At 66.0% G+C, this 21,020-nt stretch carries 19 protein-coding genes; 7 read left to right on the forward strand and 12 right to left on the reverse strand.

What is annotated here, in order from left to right:
• Positions 1-211: 211 nt before the first annotated feature.
• Positions 212-1,225, reverse strand: a complete 1,014-nt coding sequence (locus AC1Q6P_RS00005; protein ID WP_492663816.1) for a sulfate ABC transporter substrate-binding protein — start codon at positions 1,223-1,225, stop codon at positions 212-214.
• A 400-nt stretch (positions 1,226-1,625) separates the two neighbouring features.
• Between AC1Q6P_RS00005 and AC1Q6P_RS00010 the strand changes: the two genes are divergently transcribed.
• A complete protein-coding gene (locus AC1Q6P_RS00010) occupies positions 1,626-2,918 on the forward strand; it encodes a trypsin-like serine protease (RefSeq protein ID WP_171828083.1) in 1,293 nt (430 codons plus the stop codon).
• Positions 2,919-3,103: 185 nt separating this feature from the next.
• On the forward strand, positions 3,104-5,926 hold the full coding sequence (gene acnA, locus AC1Q6P_RS00015) for an aconitate hydratase AcnA (protein ID WP_492663817.1): 2,823 nt from the start codon (positions 3,104-3,106) through the stop codon (positions 5,924-5,926).
• A gap of 56 nt (positions 5,927-5,982) precedes the next feature.
• On the opposite strand, the gene AC1Q6P_RS00020 is transcribed toward acnA, so the two are convergent.
• The 5 genes from AC1Q6P_RS00020 to AC1Q6P_RS00040 all read right to left on the reverse strand — a co-directional run bounded on the left by AC1Q6P_RS00020 (position 5,983) and on the right by AC1Q6P_RS00040 (position 10,863).
• Positions 5,983-6,684 carry a riboflavin synthase subunit alpha gene (locus AC1Q6P_RS00020; protein WP_492663818.1) on the reverse strand — a complete coding sequence of 234 codons (702 nt, stop codon included), beginning with the start codon at positions 6,682-6,684 and terminating at the stop codon, positions 5,983-5,985.
• 108 nt (positions 6,685-6,792) lie between these two features.
• Positions 6,793-7,995 carry an ammonium transporter gene (locus AC1Q6P_RS00025; protein WP_492663952.1) on the reverse strand — a complete coding sequence of 401 codons (1,203 nt, stop codon included), beginning with the start codon at positions 7,993-7,995 and terminating at the stop codon, positions 6,793-6,795.
• Between the two features lie 376 nt (positions 7,996-8,371).
• Complete coding sequence (locus AC1Q6P_RS00030) at positions 8,372-8,743, reverse strand: hypothetical protein (RefSeq protein WP_492663819.1); 372 nt, start codon at positions 8,741-8,743, stop codon at positions 8,372-8,374.
• Between the two features lie 1,087 nt (positions 8,744-9,830).
• A complete protein-coding gene (locus AC1Q6P_RS00035; RefSeq protein ID WP_492663820.1) occupies positions 9,831-10,397 on the reverse strand; it encodes a hypothetical protein in 567 nt (188 codons plus the stop codon).
• Positions 10,398-10,500: 103 nt separating this feature from the next.
• On the reverse strand, positions 10,501-10,863 hold the full coding sequence (locus AC1Q6P_RS00040) for an ArsC family reductase (protein WP_492663821.1): 363 nt from the start codon (positions 10,861-10,863) through the stop codon (positions 10,501-10,503).
• A gap of 23 nt (positions 10,864-10,886) precedes the next feature.
• Here AC1Q6P_RS00040 and aat point away from each other — a divergent pair, with 23 nt between their 5' ends.
• Entirely contained in the window at positions 10,887-11,660 is a 774-nt protein-coding gene (aat, locus tag AC1Q6P_RS00045) for a leucyl/phenylalanyl-tRNA--protein transferase (RefSeq protein ID WP_492663822.1), read from the forward strand.
• 61 nt (positions 11,661-11,721) lie between these two features.
• On the forward strand, positions 11,722-12,528 hold the full coding sequence (locus AC1Q6P_RS00050; protein WP_492663823.1) for an arginyltransferase: 807 nt from the start codon (positions 11,722-11,724) through the stop codon (positions 12,526-12,528).
• Here the strand turns inward: AC1Q6P_RS00050 and AC1Q6P_RS00055 are convergent.
• Positions 12,511-13,638, reverse strand: coding sequence for an NAD(P)/FAD-dependent oxidoreductase (locus AC1Q6P_RS00055; protein WP_492663953.1), 1,128 nt, complete (start codon positions 13,636-13,638; stop codon positions 12,511-12,513). The two genes, AC1Q6P_RS00050 and AC1Q6P_RS00055, sit on opposite strands and share 18 nt — an antisense overlap.
• Positions 13,639-14,110: 472 nt before the next feature.
• On the opposite strand from AC1Q6P_RS00055, the gene AC1Q6P_RS00060 reads away from it, so the two are divergent.
• Entirely contained in the window at positions 14,111-14,629 is a 519-nt protein-coding gene (locus tag AC1Q6P_RS00060) for a response regulator (protein ID WP_492663824.1), read from the forward strand.
• Positions 14,630-14,709: 80 nt separating this feature from the next.
• Complete coding sequence (locus AC1Q6P_RS00065; RefSeq protein ID WP_492663825.1) at positions 14,710-15,621, forward strand: plasmid replication/partition related protein; 912 nt, start codon at positions 14,710-14,712, stop codon at positions 15,619-15,621.
• Between the two features lie 84 nt (positions 15,622-15,705).
• On the opposite strand, the gene AC1Q6P_RS00070 is transcribed toward AC1Q6P_RS00065, so the two are convergent.
• The gene (locus tag AC1Q6P_RS00070; protein WP_492663826.1) at positions 15,706-15,879 is read right to left on the reverse strand and encodes a hypothetical protein; all 174 of its coding nucleotides are present in this window, start codon (positions 15,877-15,879) and stop codon (positions 15,706-15,708) included.
• A 76-nt stretch (positions 15,880-15,955) separates the two neighbouring features.
• Positions 15,956-16,345 carry a glutaredoxin family protein gene (locus tag AC1Q6P_RS00075; RefSeq protein WP_171829299.1) on the reverse strand — a complete coding sequence of 130 codons (390 nt, stop codon included), beginning with the start codon at positions 16,343-16,345 and terminating at the stop codon, positions 15,956-15,958.
• Between the two features lie 255 nt (positions 16,346-16,600).
• On the opposite strand from AC1Q6P_RS00075, the gene AC1Q6P_RS00080 reads away from it, so the two are divergent.
• The gene (locus AC1Q6P_RS00080) at positions 16,601-17,785 is read left to right on the forward strand and encodes a GGDEF domain-containing protein (protein WP_171829298.1); all 1,185 of its coding nucleotides are present in this window, start codon (positions 16,601-16,603) and stop codon (positions 17,783-17,785) included.
• A 10-nt stretch (positions 17,786-17,795) separates the two neighbouring features.
• Here AC1Q6P_RS00080 and yidD read toward each other — a convergent pair whose 3' ends face one another.
• The 3 genes from yidD to AC1Q6P_RS00095 form a co-directional block, all read right to left on the reverse strand.
• Positions 17,796-18,296 carry a membrane protein insertion efficiency factor YidD gene (yidD, locus tag AC1Q6P_RS00085; protein ID WP_223696957.1) on the reverse strand — a complete coding sequence of 167 codons (501 nt, stop codon included), beginning with the start codon at positions 18,294-18,296 and terminating at the stop codon, positions 17,796-17,798.
• Positions 18,297-18,306: 10 nt separating this feature from the next.
• Positions 18,307-18,825: a carboxymuconolactone decarboxylase family protein gene (locus AC1Q6P_RS00090; RefSeq protein ID WP_492663827.1), complete on the reverse strand. Its 519-nt coding sequence runs from the start codon at positions 18,823-18,825 to the stop codon at positions 18,307-18,309.
• A 79-nt stretch (positions 18,826-18,904) separates the two neighbouring features.
• Positions 18,905-20,971: a methyl-accepting chemotaxis protein gene (locus AC1Q6P_RS00095; protein ID WP_492663828.1), complete on the reverse strand. Its 2,067-nt coding sequence runs from the start codon at positions 20,969-20,971 to the stop codon at positions 18,905-18,907.
• Positions 20,972-21,020 lie beyond the last annotated feature (49 nt).

Below are 21,020 nucleotides of genomic sequence, written 5' to 3' on the forward strand. Positions count from 1 at the left end.
GACTCGGCGCCACTGTTTGACCACAGTGAGCGCAGCGAACGGAGGGAGTTTGGCGCCGCTGAGCCGCGCAGTGAGCAGCGAGGGGAGTCGGCTCGCCCGAGCCGACCCGCGAACCATGAGCCCGGCGGCGGGACGAGACACCGCAGCGAGAAAGATCAATCAAGACAGCGGAGGTCCGCAATGCGCCGATTACTGCCTCCAAACTCGCTTTTCAACGCCCCGGCGTGAATATCTGATCGAACACACCACCGTCGGCAAAATGGGTCTTCTGCGCCGTGCGCCAGCCGCCGAAAACCTCATCGACCGTGATCAGCTTGCTTTGCTTGAATTGCTTGGCATAACGCGCAGCCACCTTGGCATCGCGCGGGCGGTAGAAATGGCGTGCTGCAATATCCTGGCCTTCCGGCGTGTAGAGAAACTCCAGATATGCCTGCGCCTGCTTGCGTGTGCCGCGCTTGTCCACCACCTTGTCCACCACGGACACTGGCGGCTCGGCCAGGATGCTGAGGCTGGGCGTCACGATCTCGAACTTGTCAGAACCCAACTCCTTCTGCGCCAGATAGGCCTCGTTCTCCCAGGAGATCAGCACATCGCCAATGCCACGTTCCGTAAAGGTGGTCAGCGAGCCGCGCGCGCCCGAGTCCAACACCTTGGTATTGGCATAAACGCGTTTGACGAAGGCCTTGGCCGATTCGGCATTGCCGCCCGGCTGGCTCAGGGCGAAAGCCCAGGCTGCCAGATAGTTCCAGCGCGCGCCGCCCGAGGTCTTGGGATTGGGGGTGATCACATCCACGCCGCTGCGTGCCAGGTCCGGCCAGTTGCTGATGTGCTTAGGGTTGCCCTTGCGCACCAGGAAGACGATGGTCGAGGTGTAAGGGCTGGCATTGTTGGGCAGGCGCTTCTGCCAATCCACAGGCAGCAGTTTGCCCGCGTCATGCAGGGCGTCGATGTCATAGGCCAGGGCCAGGGTCACGACGTCGGCTTCGAGGCCGTCAATCACCGAGCGCGCCTGCTTGCCCGAACCGCCATGCGATTGCTTGACCGTCAAGGTCTCGCCGGTCTTGGCTTTCCAGTGCTTGGCAAAGGCGCTGTTGAATTCCTGATACAGCTCACGGGTCGGGTCGTAGGACACATTGAGCAGGGTGGTTTGAGCCTGAGCCAGGCCCGCGCCGCCCAGTGCGGCAGCGGCAGCCCAAACGGAAAGAGTACGACGCAAGAGGTTCATGGCAGGCAAAGGGCTGCAAGGCAGCGCAAAGAGGTGAAGGGATGCGCCGGACTGTAGGTAGGGGGTCCGCGGGCCGCAAACAAGAAGAATCGGTTTGCTTATGCAAAAAACGAGCAAGCTCTGAATGTGCCGATAGCCAGCGAATAAGCCGAGGAACGATCCTGGGGTTGGGCCTGATGCAAGCTCTTACAGGCTCCAGCCCGTTCGGTGGCTTCAGCGGGAATTCACCGCCGTTTTTCAGGGTTAGCACCATGCCCGAACGCGGCCCCTGAACGCACCATCGCCAGCCGCAAGAACAGCGATCGATCCGCAGCTCTTGCAAGCCCTGACCCTCTGCACAGCCCCATGAACAGGGTCTTCAGCTCGGATCAGGCTGTTCATCCCCAACCGGAGATCTGCGATGACCTACCGCCGTACCCCCCGCAACACACCACACCCAGTTTCACTCGCCAGCCTCAGCGCGCGCCTGACCCTGGCCGCCAGCCTCGGGCTGCTCGCGGGCGGAAGCTTCGCCCAAACGGCCGCCAGCGGCGTCGCGGCCAAACCCGACGAAGCCACGCCTCAGATCGTGGGCGGCACCGTGACCACGCCCTACTCCCGCCCCTACCAAGTGGCGCTGCTCATGAACGGCCGCCAGGGTTGCGGCGGCACCCTGATCAGCCCGAACTGGGTGCTGACGGCTGCGCACTGCGTGGACGGCGCATCCACCGCCAGCCTGACGGTGCAGGTCGGCGCGCACAGCATCAGCCGGCGCGATGGGCAGAACATCCGGGTCAGCCAGATCATCAGCCACGAGAACTGGCGCGGCGCGCAAGGCATCCGCTCCGGCTGGGACATTGCCGTGCTTCGCCTGGCCAGCCCCGCACCGGCCAACATCACGCCGGCCAAGCTGCCCACCGCGGCGATCGAATCGCAAATCGCGGGCGTGGGCCGCTATGTCACCGTGTCTGGCTGGGGCCTGACCAGCAACGGCGGCAGCCCCAGCGATGTGCTGCGTGAGGTCAACTTGCCGGTGCTGAGCAACTCCGCCTGCAGCAGCGAGATGGCCTTCAACCTGCCGGCCTCGGTGATCTGCGGCGGCGGCACCGGCGGCGTGTCGGCCTGCAACGGTGACAGCGGCGGTCCGTTTGCGGCCAGCGCCAACGGCAAGTTCTACAGCATCGGCACGGTCAGCTGGGGCAACTCCTGCCGTGGCGCGACGGTGTTCACACGAACCAGCAGCTATCTCGACTGGATCGCCCAGCGAACGGGCGTGCGCCCGGACACCGATGTGCCGCCCGACCAGGCACCTGTGGCCCGCTTCAACGCCACCGTCACCGGGCTCAACGTTGTCTTCAGCGATGCCTCCACCGACGACAAGGGCATCAGCCGCTGGGCATGGAACTTCGGTGATGGCAGCAGCTCCACCCAGGCCTCGCCCAACCATGCCTACGCAAGCGCAGGCAGCTATACCGTGACCTTGACGGTCACGGACACGGCCAACCAAAGCAACACCAGCTCGCAAGTGCTGCGCGTGGGCGGTGGCGGAGACACAGGCTGCGGCGGTGTGGCGGCCTGGAGCGCCACCAAGCTGTACGCCATTCGCGATGTGGTCAGCTACAAGGGCAAAAAGTACCAGGCCATCTGGTGGTCGCAAGCCGCGCAGCCGGACATCTACAGCAATGTCTGGTCCGCGCAAGGCAGCTGCAACTGAGCGGGCCTCGCCTTTGGCGAGCTGCCCCTGGTATTGAGCCCCGCCACGCTGCGTGAGCCGGGGCTCGTGCGCCACGGGGCCAGGAGGCCGCCTGCATGCGGGGCGGCCTCCTCCGCTTTGAAGGGCTACTCGCTGCTGTCATCAAGACAGGCTCACAATCAGCCTCCATCTCCCAGGAGGCATTGATGACCGAATCCACGCCCATCGAGCAGCAAGCAGCGCCCGGATCCGCACAAGCGGCTCATCCCTTCGCCCACACCCTGCGCCACTTCGAGTTCGGCAAGGCTCGCAACGGCCGCTTGTTCTCGCTGCCGGCCTTGAGCGTGCAGTACCCGCAGATCACGCGGCTGCCGGTCAGCCTGCGCATCATGCTGGAGTCCCTGCTGCGCCACTGCGGCGAGCCGGGCGTGACGCCCGAGCATGTGGCCCAGCTGGCGCAGTGGCAGCCGGTGTCGGCCGAGCCGCGCAGCCTGGAGATCCCCTTCCCCGTGGCCCGCGTGGTGCTGCAGGATTTCACCGGCGTGCCCCTGCTGGCCGACCTGGCCGCCATGCGCGATGTCGCCACCAGCCTCGGCCTGCCGGCCAAGAACATCGAGCCCCTGGTGCCGGTGGACCTGGTGGTGGACCACTCGGTGATGATCGACCACTACGGCAGCGCCGACGCGCTGGACCTGAACATGAAACTGGAGTTCCAGCGCAACCGCGAGCGCTACCAGTTCATGAAGTGGGGCATGCGGGCCTTTGACACCTTCCGCGTCGTGCCGCCCGGCTTCGGCATCGTCCACCAGGTGAACCTGGAATACCTGGCGCGCGGCGTGCACAAGAGCGGCCCCAAGGACGACAAGGGCGCCAAGCTCTACTACCCCGACAGCCTGGTCGGCACCGACAGCCACACCACCATGATCAACGGCATTGGCGTGGTCGGCTGGGGCGTGGGCGGCATCGAGGCGGAAGCCGCCATGCTGGGCCAGCCGGTCTATGTGCTGACGCCCGATGTGGTCGGCTTCGAGCTGCGCGGCGAGCTGCGCGAGGGCGTCACTGCCACCGACCTGGTGCTCAGCGTCACCGAGATCCTGCGGCGCGAGAAAGTCGTCGGACAGTTCGTCGAGTTCTACGGCCCCGGCGTGGCACGCCTGAGCGTGCCCGACCGCGCCACCATCGCCAATATGGCGCCCGAGTACGGCGCCACCATGGGCTTCTTCCCGGTGGACGAGAAAACCCTGGACTACTTCCGCGGCACCGGCCGCACCGGCCGCGAGATCGCCGCCTTCGAGGCCTATTTCCGCGCCCAGGGCCTGTTCGGCATCCCCGGCACGCCCGAGGCCTCGCCCGAGCTGCAGCAGATCGAATACAGCCGCCGCATCGCGCTCGACCTGGGCCAGGTCACGCCCTCGCTGGCCGGCCCCAAGCGGCCGCAGGATCGCATCGAGATCACCCACCTGAGCCAGCGCTTTGCCGAACTCTTCAGCTCGACGGACAGCGCCAGCGGTTTCAACCAGCCGGCCGAGAAGCTCACGCAGACCTTCCCCACCCGCAACGGCCTGGCCCTGCGCAACGGCGATGTGCTGATCGCTGCCATCACCTCCTGCACCAACACCTCCAACCCCAGCGTGATGCTGGCCGCCGGCCTGCTGGCCAAAAAGGCGGTGGAGGCCGGCCTGCGCGTGGCCCCGCACATCAAGACCTCGCTGGCTCCGGGCTCGCGCGTGGTCACCGAGTACCTGCAAGTGACCGGCCTGCTGCCCTATCTGGAGCAGCTGGGCTTCAATGTGGCGGCCTATGGCTGCACCACCTGCATCGGCAATGCCGGCGACCTGACGGCCGAGATCAACGAAACCATCACGGCCAATCAGCTCATCTGCGCCGCCGTGCTCTCGGGCAACCGCAACTTCGAGGCCCGCATCCACCCCAACCTCAAGGCCAACTTCCTGGCCTCACCGCCCCTGGTGCTGGCCTATGCCCTGGCCGGCAATGTGCAGGTGGACCTGATGACCGAGCCGGTGGGCCGCAACGCCGAAGGCCGCGAGATCTTCCTGGGCGACATCTGGCCGCACAGCGATGAAGTCCACGCCCTGCTCAGCCAGGCCATGAACCCCAAGACCTTCCGCGCCAACTACGAGCAGGTGGAGCGCAAGCCCGGCAAACTCTGGAAGCAGATCGAAGGTGTCAGCGGCGACAGCTACGACTGGCCCAGCAGCAGCTACATCGCCCGCCCGCCCTTCTTTGCCGGCTTCGAGATGCAGCCCCCGCAAAGCGGCGCAGCTGGCGCAGGCAGCGCAGGCGGCGTGCAGGGCGCCCGCATCATGGCCTTGTTCGGCGACTCCATCACCACCGACCACATCTCGCCCGCCGGCTCCATCAAGGCCAGCTCACCGGCCGGGCTCTACCTGCAGGCCCAAGGCATCAAGGCCCTGGATTTCAACAGTTATGGCAGCCGCCGCGGCCACCACGAGGTGATGATGCGCGGCACCTTTGCCAACGTCCGCATCAAGAATCTGATGCTGCCACCAGGCCCCGACGGCCAGCGCATCGAAGGCGGCCTGACCCTGCAGCAGCCCGGCGGCGAGCCCCGCCCCATCTACGACGCCGCCATGGCCTACCAGGCGGCCGGCGTGCCGACCGTGATCTTTGCCGGCGAGGAATACGGCACCGGCTCCAGCCGCGACTGGGCGGCCAAGGGCACGGCGCTGCTGGGCATCAAGGCCGTAGTGGCCCGCTCCTTCGAGCGCATCCACCGCGCCAACCTGGTCGGCATGGGCGTGCTGCCCCTGCAATTCCTGCCCGGCGAGAGCTGGCAAAGCCTGGGCCTGAGGGGCGATGAAGTCATCGACATCGTCATCGACGGCGAGCTGACACCGCAGCGCCAGGCCGAGCTGCGCATCCACGGTGCCGATGGCACGCAGCGCAGCGCCCCGCTGCTGCTGCGCATCGACACGCCAATCGAGGTGCTGTACTACCAGCACGGCGGCATCCTGCCTTTTGTGCTGCGCGACTTGCTTCGGGCTTAAAAAAAGGACGGGCGAAAGGCGCCCGTCCGTCCGCCCGCTCGCTCGCCCAGCCGGGCTCAGCCGCCCAGCACGCCGTCCAGGCTTTGGCCTTGCGCGGCCAGCCAAGCCTCCAGCGCCGGCAGCAGCGGCCCCAGACGCTCGTCCACCGCGGCTCGCACCGTGTCCACCATCACTTGGGTCTGGCGCTCGATCTCGATGTGCAGGGCTGCGCCCACGCCCTTTTCGGCGAAGGTGGTCATGCGCAGGGTTTCGGGGATCAGCCAGACCTCGAACCAGCCCGAGCCATCGCGCTCGCGGCCGGCTTCGGCCACGGTCAGGCTGGCACCGTTCACCGCGATGTAACCCTTGGCGAAGATGTAGCGCATCCAGGGCGCGGGCACGCCGATGCGGATGACGTGGTTGTTCTCGGGCTGGCGTATGGCCTGCACCGTGGCCATGAAATCGACATGGCCGGACAGCGGATGGCCGCCGATCTCGGCGCCGTCGCGCGCGGCGCGCTCGACATTGAGCCGGCTGCCCGACTGCAGCGCGCCCAAGGTGGTGAGGTTCAGGCTCTGCTGCATCACATCGAAGTCAGCGCGATCAGCCGCCTCGTCCAGCGCGGTCACCGTCAGGCATACGCCGTCTGACGCGACGCTGGCGCCGATCTCCAGGCCTTGGCAGAAACCAGGCGGGAACTGCAGCGTGAAGCTGCGCAGACCGGGGCGGTCTTGCAGGGCGGCCACCTGGGCCACGGCTTGAACAATGCCTGTGAACATCGTGATTGAACTGCGGTGAATGAAGAAGACCCTGGGCCCAAAACGCCACCACCGCCCGAAGGCGGTGGAAGACAGGCTGCCCAATTGGAGGAAAGCGCTGGCCTGAGCTTACCAGCTGACCTCGCGGTCCGGCGTGGCACCGATTTTGTGGATGGACAGGTCGGCGCCGTCGAACTCTTCTTCCTGGCTCAGGCGCAGGCCAACCAGGCGCTTGAGCAGACCGTAGACCACAAAGCCGCCGGCCAAGGCCCAGGCTACGCCGGCCAGGGTGCCGATCAGCTGCGACCAGAAACTCACCCCGCCCACGCCGCCGCCGGCCTGGCTACCGAAGATGCCGCAGGCAATGCCGCCCCAGGCGCCGCAGAGGCCGTGCAGCGGCCACACGCCCAGCACATCGTCGATCTTCCAGCGGTTCTGCGTCAGGGTGAACATCTTGACGAAGATGTAGCCGGCCACCGCGCCGGTGATCAGCGCGCCATGCGGGTGCATCACGTCCGAGCCGGCACACACGGCCACCAAGCCGGCCAACGGGCCGTTGTAGGCAAAGCCGGGGTCGTTGCGGCCGGCCAGCACGGCGGCCAGGGTGCCGCCCACCATGGCCATCAGTGAATTGACGGCCACCAGGCCCGAGATCTTGTCCAGGGTCTGCGCGCTCATCACATTGAAGCCGAACCAGCCCACCGCCAGCACCCAGGCGCCCAGGGCCAGGAAGGGAATGCTGGACGGCGGATGCGCGCTGATGGCACCGTCCTTGCGGTAGCGGTTCATGCGCGGGCCCAGCAAGAGCACGGCGGCCAAAGCGATCCAGCCGCCCACCGCGTGCACGACCACCGAGCCGGCAAAGTCATGGAACTCGGCGCCGAACTGGGCTTTGAGCCAGGCCTGAAAACCAAAGCCCTGGTTCCAGACCAGGCCCTCGAACAGCGGGTAGATCAGGCCCACGATCACGGCCGTGGCCACCAGCTGCGGGCCAAAGCGGGCCCGCTCGGCAATGCCGCCGCTGATGATGGCCGGAATCGCCGCCGCAAAGGTCAGCAGGAAGAAGAACTTCACCAGCTCATAGCCATTGCGCGCCGCCAGGCTCTCGGCCCCGGTGAAGAAGTGCACGCCGTAGGCCACGGTGTAACCCACCAAAAAGTAAGCCACCGTGGACACCGCGAAATCCACCAGGATCTTGACCAGGGCATTGACCTGGTTCTTCTTGCGCACCGTGCCCAGCTCCAGAAAGGCAAAGCCCGCGTGCATGGCCAGTACCATGATGGCGCCGAGCAAGATGAACAGCGCGTCTGCGCCCTGCTTGAGTGATGACAGAGAGGAAGAAGTGTCCATGGGGCTGGCTGTGGCTTGCTTGTTTTGTTCGCTGGCTTGTCTCGTGGCCGGCCGCATTTGCACCATCGGAGGGCCAGACGCACCAGATCAGCAAGAACAATGCCCAAATTGGCGCAGGGCCAATCAGGAACGGATGCACCAAACGAAGGCATCAAGCTTCATTTAGGGGCGCAAACGCACCAGAGATGAGCGCTGGAGCAGGCCATCGTGGCTGGCCCTCCAGGCCTTAGCGACCCTGTTCTTGTGCAGGGAAAGCAGAGAAAAAGCCTTGAACAGCCGGATGACTGCCCAGCAAGAAGCGGAGAGAAGCTCACGGCGCTGCCGCTGAGGACGTCAACGCGGCGCCCTCCCTGTCTACTTATTTCTTGCTCGCGGACCAATACGACAAGAAGTCTCGCCCCGCGGAACTCGTCAGCCCTTCCAGGCGCCCGCCCAACAGCACCGCGGAGTGGTTGTAGGGGCCAGAGCCATCGGCCGTGACGAACGCGATTCGCACGGTGCCCCAAGCGGTGTTCAGCCGCCCCTGGCTGATCGGCGAGCCGTAAAACGTCCCATTGAAGGCCTTGCCTTCCACCTGGGTGACCACGAACTCCTGAAAGTAGGGGGCCGAATCCGGTGTGGGGCGAAGGTCGACTTTCCAGGTACCGAGCAGCTCCAAGGGCTGCGGCTTGGAGGCTGGCTGAACCGTGGAGCAGGCGATCAGCGCTGCAGCTGCCAGACCGACCATCAAGATGGATGTACGCAAATGTAGCCCCTGCAATGCAACGGTTGTGGTGTGTAAGACCTCGTGCTTGAGGTCAGCGGAACGACACCGCATCGCAGGTCGCACCACAGGCCCCGCACACGCCTACGACATGGGTTTGGCTGCGCGGGCCACATTCGAGCGAAGACGCACCGCATCTGCCTCACCGCCATGATTCATGGGCCTCGATCTTGAGCAAGTCGACAGTTCGAAGGGCTCCGCCTCTTCCTCGTAGATCAACCACGATTTTGATAACGATGCTGCAGTTGGCCGGCCAAAGTCGTTCGACTTTGCTCTTACCTCAAGCCAAAGCGGACTGTTCAGGACGCTCGCGCCGCAAACACCCATTCCAACCAAGGATCTAACTTGGACAACTTCACCAGCACGCCGCTTGCCCTTAAAGACCTCCGTAATGAGGAACTGAACCTCTTCGAGATAGTCGCCGCTTCCAGCAGGGGCTAGTTCAGGTGACTGCGTCACTTTCGACCACTCAGCAACGTAGATAGCCTTTGCACGGGCATGAGACTTGGCGAATTTGCTGTACCCAGGGACACAAGAACAAGCTGAGGCTGTACCAGTTAGTGCCACCGAGAACAGGGCTATCCATATCATTCGAGCAATCATCTGCATCACGGTCCTGACGAGGCAGTCCACAGACACAAGTTTCACAGCCATTCCACCCTCCCGGTGCACGTGAATGCTTGCGAAGTTGAATTCAGAGTTCATTGATGAATGTGAACCCGAGAGCCGGATCTTTCGGCACGTGGGCGCGATTGTGCCGCCAATTGACCGCGTTACTGAACCCTGGTCTGCCCAATGCCTCGGCTTAAGAACTCCACTGTATTTTGGACCATGCAATGCCTTCTCCCCAACGTCCTGACCTTGCCTTGCACGCAGTGATCCAAGCGACTCTGGTATTCGTTATGCCGCGGGCTCTCAAGAAAACACCGGCTCGTCGATGACGAAGCACTGATTCGAATTTCCAGGAACTTGTACAGAAGGTCGGGCCTTGCCTTGAAACCCAATAACTACCCCTACCCCATGATTCAAACGAAATACCCCCAGGGAGCACGGTTCACTTTACTTTTTCACCGCGGGGTTCAGCTGGGCGCCTAGAGATCTGCCGAATTCGCGATTCGACCCAAGTCAGCCACTTGTCTCGAGGACCGAACACCTCTTCATTGGTCGGTCTGACCGCGGACCAATACGGGCTTCCGTTCTTTAGAAACAGCAAGAAAGTCCCGTTCAACTTGTAGTCGTACGCAAAACACATCCCGCGCTGTGCGCCGGGACGCGCCAACTTGTAGGGTACAGAGTCCTTGTTCGACCCGAAATACTTGAGTGAACCCAAAAGTTCAAATCGCGTTGCAAAAGATGCGCCCTTCAACGTTCGAATCGGTTCGAAGGTCACCTGAGCTCCCGGCCCCACTCCATCATGAAACTGCGTCATTTCAATCGAAGGCCAGTTCGGATTTTCAAAGTGTTCCAGCGATCCACCAACAACCTTCGCGAGCACTATCGCTTCGGCGTCGCGGATCAGTTCATCGTTGGTATGGTGTCCCGGAGAAGTGCAGGCGGTTGCGTCCAGTGAGGATCTCAGCAACGCGGCGACCACAAAAAGCATGCGCAAATTGATTTGCATATCTCTGATGTCTAGTGTTGAAGAGAACCCGTCCGCAACTGCGCAACGCAACTTGGCAAAACTGAAATGGCAGTCAGCCCCGTACAGGAAGCTGCAGCCAAGTTCACCCGCCCCCCGCCACCTTCTCCCCGAACACCTCCACCGCAAACCCCACCGTGAAACTCCCATCCGCCCAGCGCACCAGCGGGCGCTTGATGACGCTGGGCTGGGCCAGGGCGAGTTGGGTGGCGCTGCTGGCGTCGACGACGGCGGCTTTGGTCGCTTCGTCGAGCTTGCGCCAAGTGGTGCCGGCGCGGTTGATCACCTTGTCCCAGCCCAGGGCCGCTATCCAGAGCGGCAGCTGGTCGGCGGGGACGCCGGCTTTCTTGAAGTCGTGGAATTCAACCGTCAGACCGGGCTGTTCTTGCAGCCAGGTGCGGGCGCGTTTGACGGTGTCGCAGTTGGGAATGCCATAAACGGTAATCATGGGTCGCACGCTACCATGACCGCATGATCGATTGGTTGGATGAACGCAGCTTGGACTTCCCCCCGACGCAGCGCGCGCTGGGGCCCGAGTCCGACGCCCCGGGCCTGCTGGCCGCCGGCGGCGACCTCCGCCCCGAGCGCCTGGCCGCCGCCTACGCGCGCGGCATCTTTCCCTGGTACGGGCCCAATCAACCGCCGCTGTGGTGGGCGCCGGACCCGCGCATGGTGCTGCAGACCGACCATTTCAAGCTCTCACGCTCGCTGCGCAAGACCTTGCAGCACTTCATCCGCACGCCGGGCTGCGAGATCCGGGTGGACAGCGCCCTGCCCGAGGTGCTGCGCGCCTGCGCCCAGGCGCCGCGCGAGGGCCAGAGCGGCACCTGGATCCTGCCCGAGATGCAGGCCGCCTACCTGGCCTGGTCACGGGCGCAAGGCGCCGTGCACAGCATCGAGACCTGGATGGACGGCGAACTGGCGGGCGGGCTCTACGGCATCAACCTCGGCGGCATGTTTTTCGGCGAATCGATGTTCATATGCCGCACGGACGCGTCCAAGATCGCCCTGGCCGCCCTGATCTGCCTGTGCCGCCGGCACGGCATTCCCTGGATCGATTGCCAGCAGAACACCCGCCACCTGGCCTCGCTGGGCGCCGCCGAAGTGCCGCGTCAGCAGTTCGAAGCGCATCTGCAGCAAGCCCTGCAACAGCCCAGGCCACAGGATTGGACCTATCATCCAGCGCTGTGGGCGCAGCTGGGCCCAGCGTTTGACCGGGATGCTGGATTCGAGCCCCGATCCTGAGCGTTCGCCCGACGCCCCCCCACCTTCTTCCACCCAATTTGCCGCCACCGAGCCGACGACCGTGACCCATCTGAAAGAGCTCCCGCTGGCCCAGCTGCAGTTCTACGCCACGGCCGCCTACCCCTGCAGCTACCTGGCGGACCGCCAGGCGCGCTCGCAGGTGGCCACGCCCAGCCATCTGATCCACGCCGATGCCTACTCCAGCCTGGTGGCGGCCGGTTTTCGCCGCAGCGGCCTGTTCACCTACCGGCCGTTCTGCGATGGCTGCAAGGCCTGCGTGCCCATGCGCATCCCGGTGGCCAGCTTCAAGCCCAGCCGCAGCCAGCGCCGCGCCCTGCGCCAGCACCAGCATCTGCAGGCCAAGGTCATGCGCCTGGGCTACAGCCAGGAGCACTACGAGCTCTACCTGCGCTACCAGGCCGCGCGCCACTCGGGCGGCGGCATGGACCACGACAGCGTCGAGCAGTACAGCCAGTTCCTGCTGCAAAGCCGCATCAACTCACGCCTCGTGGAGTTCCGCGAGCGCCGCGACGACGGCGAGATGGTGCTCAAGATGGTGTCCATCCTGGACATCCTCAGCGACGGGCTCTCGGCCGTCTACACCTTCTACGAGCCCGAGGAGCGCTGCAGTTACGGCACCTACAACGTGCTCTGGCAGATCCAGCAAACGCGCGATCTGCAGCTGGCCCACCTCTACCTCGGCTACTGGATCGCCGAGAGCGGCAAGATGGCCTACAAGGCCGATTTCCGCCCGCACCAGCTGCTGCAGCAAGGCCAATGGAATTGGGCAGAAGAGGCAGACCAGGTACAGGCCATGGGCAGCACGGCGCACCCGGGCGCAGCGCCTGACTCAACCCAGGAGCGCTGACACCCGCTCGGCCACCGCCAGGCAGCTGGTCAGCCCGGGAGACTCCAGGCCCAGCAGCTGCACCAAACCAGCCAGACCATGCTCGGCCGGCCCTTCGATGCGGAAATCGGCGGCCGGCTCTCCCGGACCGCTGATCTTGGGCCGCACGCCGGCATAGGCGGCTTGCAGGCGCCCCTCGGGCAGATTGGGCCAGTAACGGCGCACTTCGGCGGCAAAGCGCTCGCCGCGCGCGGGGTCGACGCGGTAGTCCAGCGCCGCCGGATCGCTGACGCCGTCCAGCCATTCCACATCAGGCCCGAAGCGGGCCTGACCGCCCAGATCCAGGGTAAGGTGCACGCCCAGGCCCGCGGCTTGGGGCATGGGATAGATCAGGTGCGAAAACGGCGCGCGGCCCGAGAGCGAGAAATAGCTGCCCTTGCAAAAGCGCGGCGCCGGCTGATGGCGGGCGGCCAGGCCCTCGGTGGCCCGGGCAAGGGCCGGGGCCCACAGGCCGGCGGCATTGACCACGCGCGGGCTCAAGACGGCATAGGGCTCAGCACCGGCCTCGGCCTGCATCTCCACCCGCCACAGCGCCCCCTGGCGGCGCAAGGCCCCCACCGCGCTGCCCACGGCCACGCAGCCGCCCGCAGCCTCCAGATCGCCTTGCAGGGCTAGCATCAGGGCATGGCTGTCGACAATGCCGGTCGAGGGCGAGAGCAAGGCCGCCTCACAGCGCAACGCCGGCTCCAGGGCCCGCGCCTGTGCGGCGCTCAAGGCTTGCACATCGTCCACGCCATTGCGCCGCGCCTGCTCGGCCAGGGCCTGCAGGGCCGGCAGTTGGGCTGCCTCGGTGGCCACCAGCAGCTTGCCGCAGCGCCGGTGCGGCACGGCATGCAAGGCGCAGAAGTCGTAGAGCAGCTCGCGGCCGCGCACGCACAGCTCGGCCTTGAGCGAGCCGCTGGGGTAGTAGAGCCCGGCGTGAATCACCTCACTGCTGCGCGAGCTGATGCCGCTGCCGATCTGGCCGGCACGCTCCAGCACCAGGGTTTCCAGGCCTCGCTGGGCCAAGGCCCGGCCCACGGCCAGGCCCAGCACGCCGGCGCCCACCACTACGGCGTCCACGCGGTCCAAAGCCGCCTCAGGCCACAGCTCACTCATGCAGGGGACTCACTTTCCTTCTTTTTAGTCGCCGTGCTCGGGCGTCATGCCAGAGCCCCACGGCTGCCCATTGTGCGGTTGCCGCCACAAACGCCAGCCCAGCCTGCGGCACGGAAGCCCACCCCGGCGCGCGCTCTGCGCCCCAACGCCCGGCGCGGCACAGAGATGCACCACTTTGCCCGCCCTGTTCTGGCTTTGACTGGGCGCAGCTCGCCCCGAAACTCCGCAGCCAAGAAGCCCAGGCGATGCACGCGCGGTTGAAGTACCCGCCCCAGAGCTATCGCCAACACGGGCTCAAGTACCGGCATCAGCACGGCCCAGGGAGCCACCCGCTTGCCCGCGAAGACACGCCCCACCCGGGCACGATATGCGGCGCGAGCAGATCAGACCGCCGAGAGCGCGCACAACAGCGCTCCGGCCGAGACCGAGCGAGCGAGGGATGGCGATGACTGTGCCCGTGCACACCGAGGAGCTGGCGACTGCCCGCATCCGCAACACCGACCACGACATGGCCACCGCGGCCACCACAGCCTCCGAGGCCATACGGCGCACGCGCCGCATCTTGATCGTGGACGACAGCCGCGCCATCCAGGCCTTGATCCGCCGCTGCCTGGACTGCGAAGAGCTGGGCTCTCTGCAGATCGAAACCGCCAGCGATGGCCTGGACGCCCTGGCCCAGGTGGCGCGCTTCCGGCCCGACCTCGTGCTGGCCGACTGGCACATGCCCGGCGCCTCGGGCCTGGAAATGCTGCAGCGCCTGCGCCAGGCGGGCTTTGAGCAGCTGCCCGTGGGCTTCATCACCATGGACCGGGGCAGCGCTTGCCAACGCCGCGCGCAGCAATATGGCGCCCTGTTCCTCCTGCACAAACCGTTTGCCGCGGGCGAGCTGCGCCAGGCCGTGGCGCAGGGCTTGGGGCTGACGCTGGCACCGGGCGGCCAGGAGCGGGTCGCGCAGCCAGCCTAAAATGCGCGCCCTTTCCCCTTTGTTACCCGATCAGCCCAATGGGGCGGCTTCCTCGCGGAAGCCCTGCCCCTCCCCAGCCCATGAACATCACCGTCCTTGACGAACTGCGCGCCTACATCGACCCGCTGACCCCCGAAGAACACCAGGCGCTGGAGCGCAGCATCCTGGCCGAGGGCTGCCGCGACGCGCTGGTGCTCTGGGGCGAAATCCTGGTCGACGGCCACAACCGCTACGGCATCTGCCAGAAGCACGGCATCCCCTTCCAGACCGTGCAGAACCCGCGCTTCAAATCCATGGAAGACGTACACCTGTGGATGATCGACCAGCACCTGGGCCGGCGCAGCGTCTCGGATTTCCAGCGCGGCATCCTGGCCCTGCGCAAAAAGGAAATCGTCGCCGCGCGCGCCAAGGAGGCGGTGGCTCGCCTGGCCGAAGCCGGCTCGGCGGGCGCGGTGGAGTTCCCGCCCGACCTGGCTGATGGCCTGCCCACCGGCCCGGACAGCAACGCCCTGCCCCCGCCCGAGCCACTGACCAGCCGCGAGGCCATCGCCAAGGCCGCGCGCATCAGCAGCAACACCGTGGTGCAGATCGAGAAGATCCAGAAAAGCGCCGCGCCCGAGCTGGTCGAGGCGGTCAAGGCCGGCACCATCTCCATCAACGCCGCCGCCGCCGTGGCCAGCCTGGCGCCGGAAGAACAGATCGCCGCGGTGGCCGGCGGCAAGAAAGAGCTGCAGCAAGCCGCCAAGCGCGTGCGCGAGGGCAAGAGCGGCAACCGCGCCCCCAAGGCCGCCGAAGCCGGCACTGAGGCCAGTGGCGAAGCCGGCAGCGCCGCCGAGAGCGCCAGCGACGCCGACCTGCGCAACCGTGAAACCCAGCTCAAGCTGCTGCAGGACACCGTGGCCGAGCTGACGGCCGAGAACAAGCAGCTCAAGGATGAGGTGCTGCGCCTGAAAGATGAACTTGCCTTGATCAAAGGCGGAACCAGCGCCTGAGCGCGCAACAAACTGTTGGTGATCAGCAGGCAGTTCGCGCGGCCCCCCATATGAACCCGCCTCGCGTGAGGCGAGTTCACCCCGTCAGGGATACATCGACAAACAGTCCTGAAGGCACCATTCGAACTCAGGCGTACCTTCCGGCGCCTCTTGCCGGCACAACTTCTTGCAGAAGTAGATCGGCGGCGGATAAGCGACTGCAGCCCCCACGATGGTCGCCAGTGCAAACGCAATAACTTTCTTGAGAGAAGACTTCATGAGTACTCTTTCATTGCAAACTGGGGCACATAAAAACCAATGAACAAGCGCGGCCCCGTTCGCGCCGTCCAGGTCGTCAATCGCGCATCAAGCTCCGGAGAGCGTCGCTGTAGAGATCAGGATGGAAGCCCCTGATCAGATGGTTGCCGATCAAGACCAACGGAACACCTCCACCGCCCAGACTGCGGTGCTCCTGCGAAGCTTGCGTCGAACGTTGCACATCCAAATCGGCAAATTCGATCTTGCGTTCCGAAAGAAACCCACGGGCCGATCTGCAGAAGCTGCAAGCGGCAGTTCCGTACAGAAGCACCATGGATTGGTGCTTCTGCTGATAAGGCGAGTAGTCACCGACCACCGAATTGCTTTCGAGAAACTTTGGAATCCTTGGAATGGCGACACCCACGCCCAACCCGCACCCCACGATGGCAAGCCAGGAAAGCTGCACATTGAAAAATCGCCTTTTCATGTCTAAGTCAACTTAGATAATTAGTTATTCACATACTAAATCGCCACCCCATTTGACCGACCCGAACAAACCCTGAGAATGCCCTCGTGCATCGGAGCCATCCTCATTTCTAATGAATCCCTCCTTCGATCAGGTTCCAACTCTGCAACGGGCACTTCCAGCCGCCACGTCCAAGTCCGACCAGGCGAAAACGGCGAGTACCCAAGAGCGGCTACAGTCTGAGCAAACCGTAGCCCCCTCCTCAGCAAGCACCCGATGGACAGCGATCTCCAGGCAGAAAATCAGGCCCTGCGCCGGCAGCTGGACAGCCTTTTGCGCGAAGCGCGCAACAACGAAGAGAAGATGCGCCGCTTCGACCAGCTGGAACACCGGCTGATCGGCGCCCGCTCCATGGCCGAGCTGCTGAGCCTGCTGCTCAATGACTACCGCCAGGCTTTTGGCATCGACGCCGTGTCCATGGTGCTGCTGGACCGTGACGACGAAGCCAGCCGCATGCTGGACGCCGAGCGCCACCGCCACGAGGGCCCCAATCACCACGAACCCGCGCCGCTGGACGGCCTGACCCTGCTGCCCAGCATCGCCCCGATCGCGCCGCTGTTCCAAGGCCAGCTGCACCAGCCCTGGCTGGGCCCCTTCAATGAGCAGCGGCACCGCCCGCTGTTTGGCGCGCCCCATGCTGCGCCCCATCGCGCACCTCAAGCCACCCTGGCCTCGGTGGCCCTGCTGCCGCTGTCACGCCACGGCGAACTGATCGGCAGCCTGCATTTCGGCAGCAGCGACCCGTCCCGCTACGATCGCGGCGCCGGCACCCAGCTGCTGGAGCGCCTGGCCGCCATCGTCTCGGTCTGTCTGGACAGCGCGCTCAACCAGGAGCGGCTCAAGCTGGCCGGCCTGACCGACATGCTGACCGGCGTGCACAACCGCCGCTATTTCGAGCACCGCTGCCTGATCGAGATCGCGCAGGCGCGCCGCTACCGCCACGACCTGGCCTGCCTGTTCCTGGACCTCGATCACTTCAAGGCCATCAACGACCGCCACGGCCACCCGGCCGGCGACGAGGTGCTGCGCAGCATCGGCCACCTGATCCAGTCGCAGCTGCGCCTGGGCGACACGATTGCCCGCTTTGGCGGCGAAGAGTTCGTGGTGCTGCTGCCGCAGGCGCCGCTGCAGCACGCGCGCGAGATCGCCGAGCGCATCCGCGCCAGCATCGCCGCCCGCGCCCTGCTGCTGCCCAGCGGTGAGTTCATCCCGGCCACCGTCTCGGTGGGCCTGGCCATGCTGGAGCGTGCACCCGAAGGCAGCCGCGAGCCCGACGACAAGCAGGCCCTGGCCCTGCGCCTGGTGGACGCGGCCGATCAGGCGCTCTACCGCGCCAAGGCCGAGGGGCGCAACCGGGTGGTGCTGAGCAGCGAGCCGCGCATCCAGGCGCTGTCGGCCTGAAGTTCAGGCGCTAGCTCTTCTGATCGCGTGGCTGGCGCCTGCGGTAGCGCCAGCTTGGTTTTGCGGGCGGCTTCTTGCGATCCCGCCCCCAGCCATCGCAGCCGCAATCACAGCAGCTGCAGCCATCGATCAGGCGGCTGAAGATGCGAGCGCCGTCGCTGGCGTCGCAGCTGTTGCAGCCGCCCAGGTCGCCGAGATCGCAGCCGCAATCGCAGTCCCCGCGCTGGGCAGCCAGCGGCCTGCGCACACCACCCGCCACGCCAGCCATCTCGGCCTGACAGCGCCGGTGCAGCGCTCCACAAGCCGCCAGCCGAAGGCGCAAGACACCCAGGCCGCGCCACACACCGAGGCGGCGGATCGCCCGGTAGCCCAGGGCCGAGCAGCCCGCTGCATGTCGGCGATGCACGCGGTAGGCGCAGGCAAAGCCTTTGTGCGGCGACAGAAAACGCTGGTAGCCCCGGATCAGGGCCAGGGCCAGGATCTGCAGCCCACCCAGGCGCCGGCTTGGCATCGACAAGGGATCAGCCGCCCGGCGGGGTGAAGCGCAGCGCGCCGGCGATGCGGTTCCAGGCATTGATGGCGGCGATGGCCGCGGTCAGATTGGCGATCTCACCCTCGCTGAACTGGGCTTGAAGGTCGGCGTACAGCGTGCCCTCCACCGGGGCGGCGGCCATGCGGGTCAGGGCTTCGGTCCAGGCCAGGGCGGCACGCTCGCGGGCGCTGAAGGCATGCGAATCCCGCCAGGCGGCCAGTTGGTCCAGCTGGCGCTGCGGCAAGCCCAGCTTGCGCGCCAGGTTGAGGTGGAACTGCAGGCAGAACGCGCAGCCATTGATCTGCGAGGCGCGCAGCTTGAGCAGTTCGACCAGGCCCTTGTCCAGGCCCGAGGCGTCGACCGCGCGGCTGTAGTCGCGCAAGGCGCTGACCACACCGCCGGCATGCGTTTCGAACGCAGCCCAGTCGATGCGCGCCTGAACCGGCGCGGTGTTGCCGGCGGTGGCAGTTGCGTCTGCAGACGGAGGAGAAGCAGAGGTGTCGCTCATGGTGAATCAGGTCCAGGCCAAATCGAACGGCGTCCGATGAAGCTCGCAGTTTCGCAGAGCCGGGCGCCCCTGCCGAAACTCAGGGGCGCAGCGCGGCGGCCTGCGCCTGCAGCAGATGGAAACCCCGCACCAGGTCCACCAGGGTCTGGGCCTGGGCGTGCAGGCTCTCGGCCGCGGCGGCGCTCTCTTCCACCAGGGCGGCGTTCTGCTGCGTGCTGGCGTCCAGATCGGTGATGGCCGAGTTGACCTGACCCAGGCCGGCGCCTTGCTCGCGCGTGGCTTCATTGATCTCGGCCACGGCGGTGCTGACGCGGCCGATGCTGTGCACGATCTCGCCCATGGAGCGACCGGCGGTCTGCACCAGCTTCAGGCCGGCATCGACCCGCTCGCTGCTGCCGCTGATCAAGCCCTTGATCTCGCGCGCCGACTCGGCGCAATGCTGGGCCAGGCTGCGCACCTCCTTGGCCACCACGGCGAAGCCGCGGCCCTGCTCGCCGGCACGGGCGGCCTCGACGGCGGCATTGAGCGCCAGGATGTTGGTCTGGAAGGCGATCGCGTCGATGGTGCCGATAACCTCGCTGATCTTGCCGCTGGCGCGGCTGATGCCGTCCATGGTCTGCACCAGCTGCTCCATCACCGCGCCGCCCTGCTGGGCTGCGGCATTGGCGCTGAGAGCCAGATCGCTGGCGACACCGGCGGACTCGGCCGTTTGCGTGACCGCCACGGTCAGCTGCTCGACCGAGCTGGCGATCTGCTGCAGGCTGCTGGCGCCGCTTTCGGTGCGGCTGGACAGGTCCTGGCTGCCGGCGGCGACTTGCGAGCTGGCGGTGGAAATGCCATCGGTGGCCAGGCGCACCGAGCCGATGGTGCGGGCCAGCTGCAAGCGCATGCGCTCGACATTGCCGGCCAGCAGGCCCAGATCGTCATGGCGCAAGGCCTGCACCGGCAGGGACAGATCGCCCTCGGCCACGCGCAGCACGGCGGCATTGAGCGCGGCCAGCGGCTGGCCCACCCAGCGGCGCAGCAGCCCGTACAGGCCGGCCGCCAGAACCAGACTGGCCAGGCCCAGGGTCAGCCAGAGGTGGCGCTGCACGCGCCAGTGCTCGCGCAAGGCCTCGGCATCCGAGACCTCGGCCAGCACCCACCAACCCGTGGCCTCGCTGCGCTGACCCACCAGCCAGGTGTCTTTCTGCTTGGGGTTCAGCAAGGCCGGCGCCGGGCCGGCGAAACCGGCCGGCTTCTTGAACACCTCCTGCAGGAAACGATCGGCCTCAGGGCTCAGCTCGGCCACCGGCTTGCCGGCCTGGCTGGGGTGGGCGCGCAGCAGGGGCTGGCCCTTGGCGCCGGTCGGGTCCACCAGGTAGAGGCCGCCGGTTTCGAAGAGCTTGACCTGGCGCGTCATCTGCTCCAGCGAGCGTTGGAACTCCGAGGTGTCGAAGCCGACGAAGAGAATGCCCACCACCCGACCTGCAGCGTCCTTAACCGGCTGGTAATGGTTCATGAAGGGGCGGCCGAAGAGCACGGCGCGGCCGACATAGGGCTGGCCCTGCATCAGCGTGGCATAGGCCGGGTGGCTGCTGCCCAGCAAGGTGCCAACGGCACGCTCGCCGTTCTCTTTCTTCAGCGAGGTGCTGATGCGCAGAAAGTCATCACCCTGGCGCATGAAGATGGTGGCGGCGCCACCGGAATTGCGGCTGAAACGGTCCACCGCCTCGAAATTGCCAGCCAGGCGGGTCTGCTCGAATTGCAGGTCACGGCCATCGGCGCTGAGGCTGAAGCTGCCCTGAAACTCGCTGGCAAAGGTGTTGTAGAAACGCTCGACCATCAACCGCGCGCTGTTGTCAAAGGCATCGGCCATGCGGGCCACCGAGGCCGCCTCGCTGGTGGCCAGCGCGGCGGCGCGCTCGCGCTCCACGCCGGTCGATTGCAGGCTCAGGCCCAGGGTGGTCAGGCCGATCAGCAGGGCCACACCGAGGCCGCCGATCCAGGCCACGCGGCGGGCCAGGGAGCTGGGGCGGCCGGTGCGCTGCGCGGCCGGCGTGGCTTGGGTGGAGCGTTGGGTGGAGCGTTGGGTGGAGCGTTGGGTGGAGCGTTGGGTGTAGCGTTGGGCGGAAGAAGAAACAGCTACAGCGGGGGAGGCAAACATCGTCGGGGTCCAGGCGGTCGGTCGTCGTTGATTCGGTCATTCGCACAGC

Source organism: Roseateles sp. GW835-FHT13E02 (genome assembly GCF_058794035.1).

What these genes read in the sequence shown, in the direction of transcription:
- AC1Q6P_RS00005 (WP_492663816.1), bottom strand. Translation starts at nt 1,225, where the DNA reads ATGAACCTCTTGCGTCGTACTCTTTCCGTTTGGGCTGCCGCTGCCGCA.
- AC1Q6P_RS00010 (WP_171828083.1), top strand. Translation starts at nt 1,626, where the DNA reads ATGACCTACCGCCGTACCCCCCGCAACACACCACACCCAGTTTCACTC.
- acnA (WP_492663817.1), top strand. Translation starts at nt 3,104, where the DNA reads ATGACCGAATCCACGCCCATCGAGCAGCAAGCAGCGCCCGGATCCGCA.
- AC1Q6P_RS00020 (WP_492663818.1), bottom strand. Translation starts at nt 6,684, where the DNA reads ATGTTCACAGGCATTGTTCAAGCCGTGGCCCAGGTGGCCGCCCTGCAA.
- AC1Q6P_RS00035 (WP_492663820.1), bottom strand. Translation starts at nt 10,397, where the DNA reads ATGCAAATCAATTTGCGCATGCTTTTTGTGGTCGCCGCGTTGCTGAGA.
- AC1Q6P_RS00040 (WP_492663821.1), bottom strand. Translation starts at nt 10,863, where the DNA reads ATGATTACCGTTTATGGCATTCCCAACTGCGACACCGTCAAACGCGCC.
- aat (WP_492663822.1), top strand. Translation starts at nt 10,887, where the DNA reads ATGATCGATTGGTTGGATGAACGCAGCTTGGACTTCCCCCCGACGCAG.
- AC1Q6P_RS00060 (WP_492663824.1), top strand. Translation starts at nt 14,111, where the DNA reads ATGACTGTGCCCGTGCACACCGAGGAGCTGGCGACTGCCCGCATCCGC.
- AC1Q6P_RS00065 (WP_492663825.1), top strand. Translation starts at nt 14,710, where the DNA reads ATGAACATCACCGTCCTTGACGAACTGCGCGCCTACATCGACCCGCTG.
- AC1Q6P_RS00070 (WP_492663826.1), bottom strand. Translation starts at nt 15,879, where the DNA reads ATGAAGTCTTCTCTCAAGAAAGTTATTGCGTTTGCACTGGCGACCATC.
- AC1Q6P_RS00075 (WP_171829299.1), bottom strand. Translation starts at nt 16,345, where the DNA reads ATGAAAAGGCGATTTTTCAATGTGCAGCTTTCCTGGCTTGCCATCGTG.
- AC1Q6P_RS00080 (WP_171829298.1), top strand. Translation starts at nt 16,601, where the DNA reads ATGGACAGCGATCTCCAGGCAGAAAATCAGGCCCTGCGCCGGCAGCTG.
- yidD (WP_223696957.1), bottom strand. Translation starts at nt 18,296, where the DNA reads ATGCCAAGCCGGCGCCTGGGTGGGCTGCAGATCCTGGCCCTGGCCCTG.
- AC1Q6P_RS00090 (WP_492663827.1), bottom strand. Translation starts at nt 18,825, where the DNA reads ATGAGCGACACCTCTGCTTCTCCTCCGTCTGCAGACGCAACTGCCACC.
- AC1Q6P_RS00095 (WP_492663828.1), bottom strand. Translation starts at nt 20,971, where the DNA reads ATGTTTGCCTCCCCCGCTGTAGCTGTTTCTTCTTCCGCCCAACGCTAC.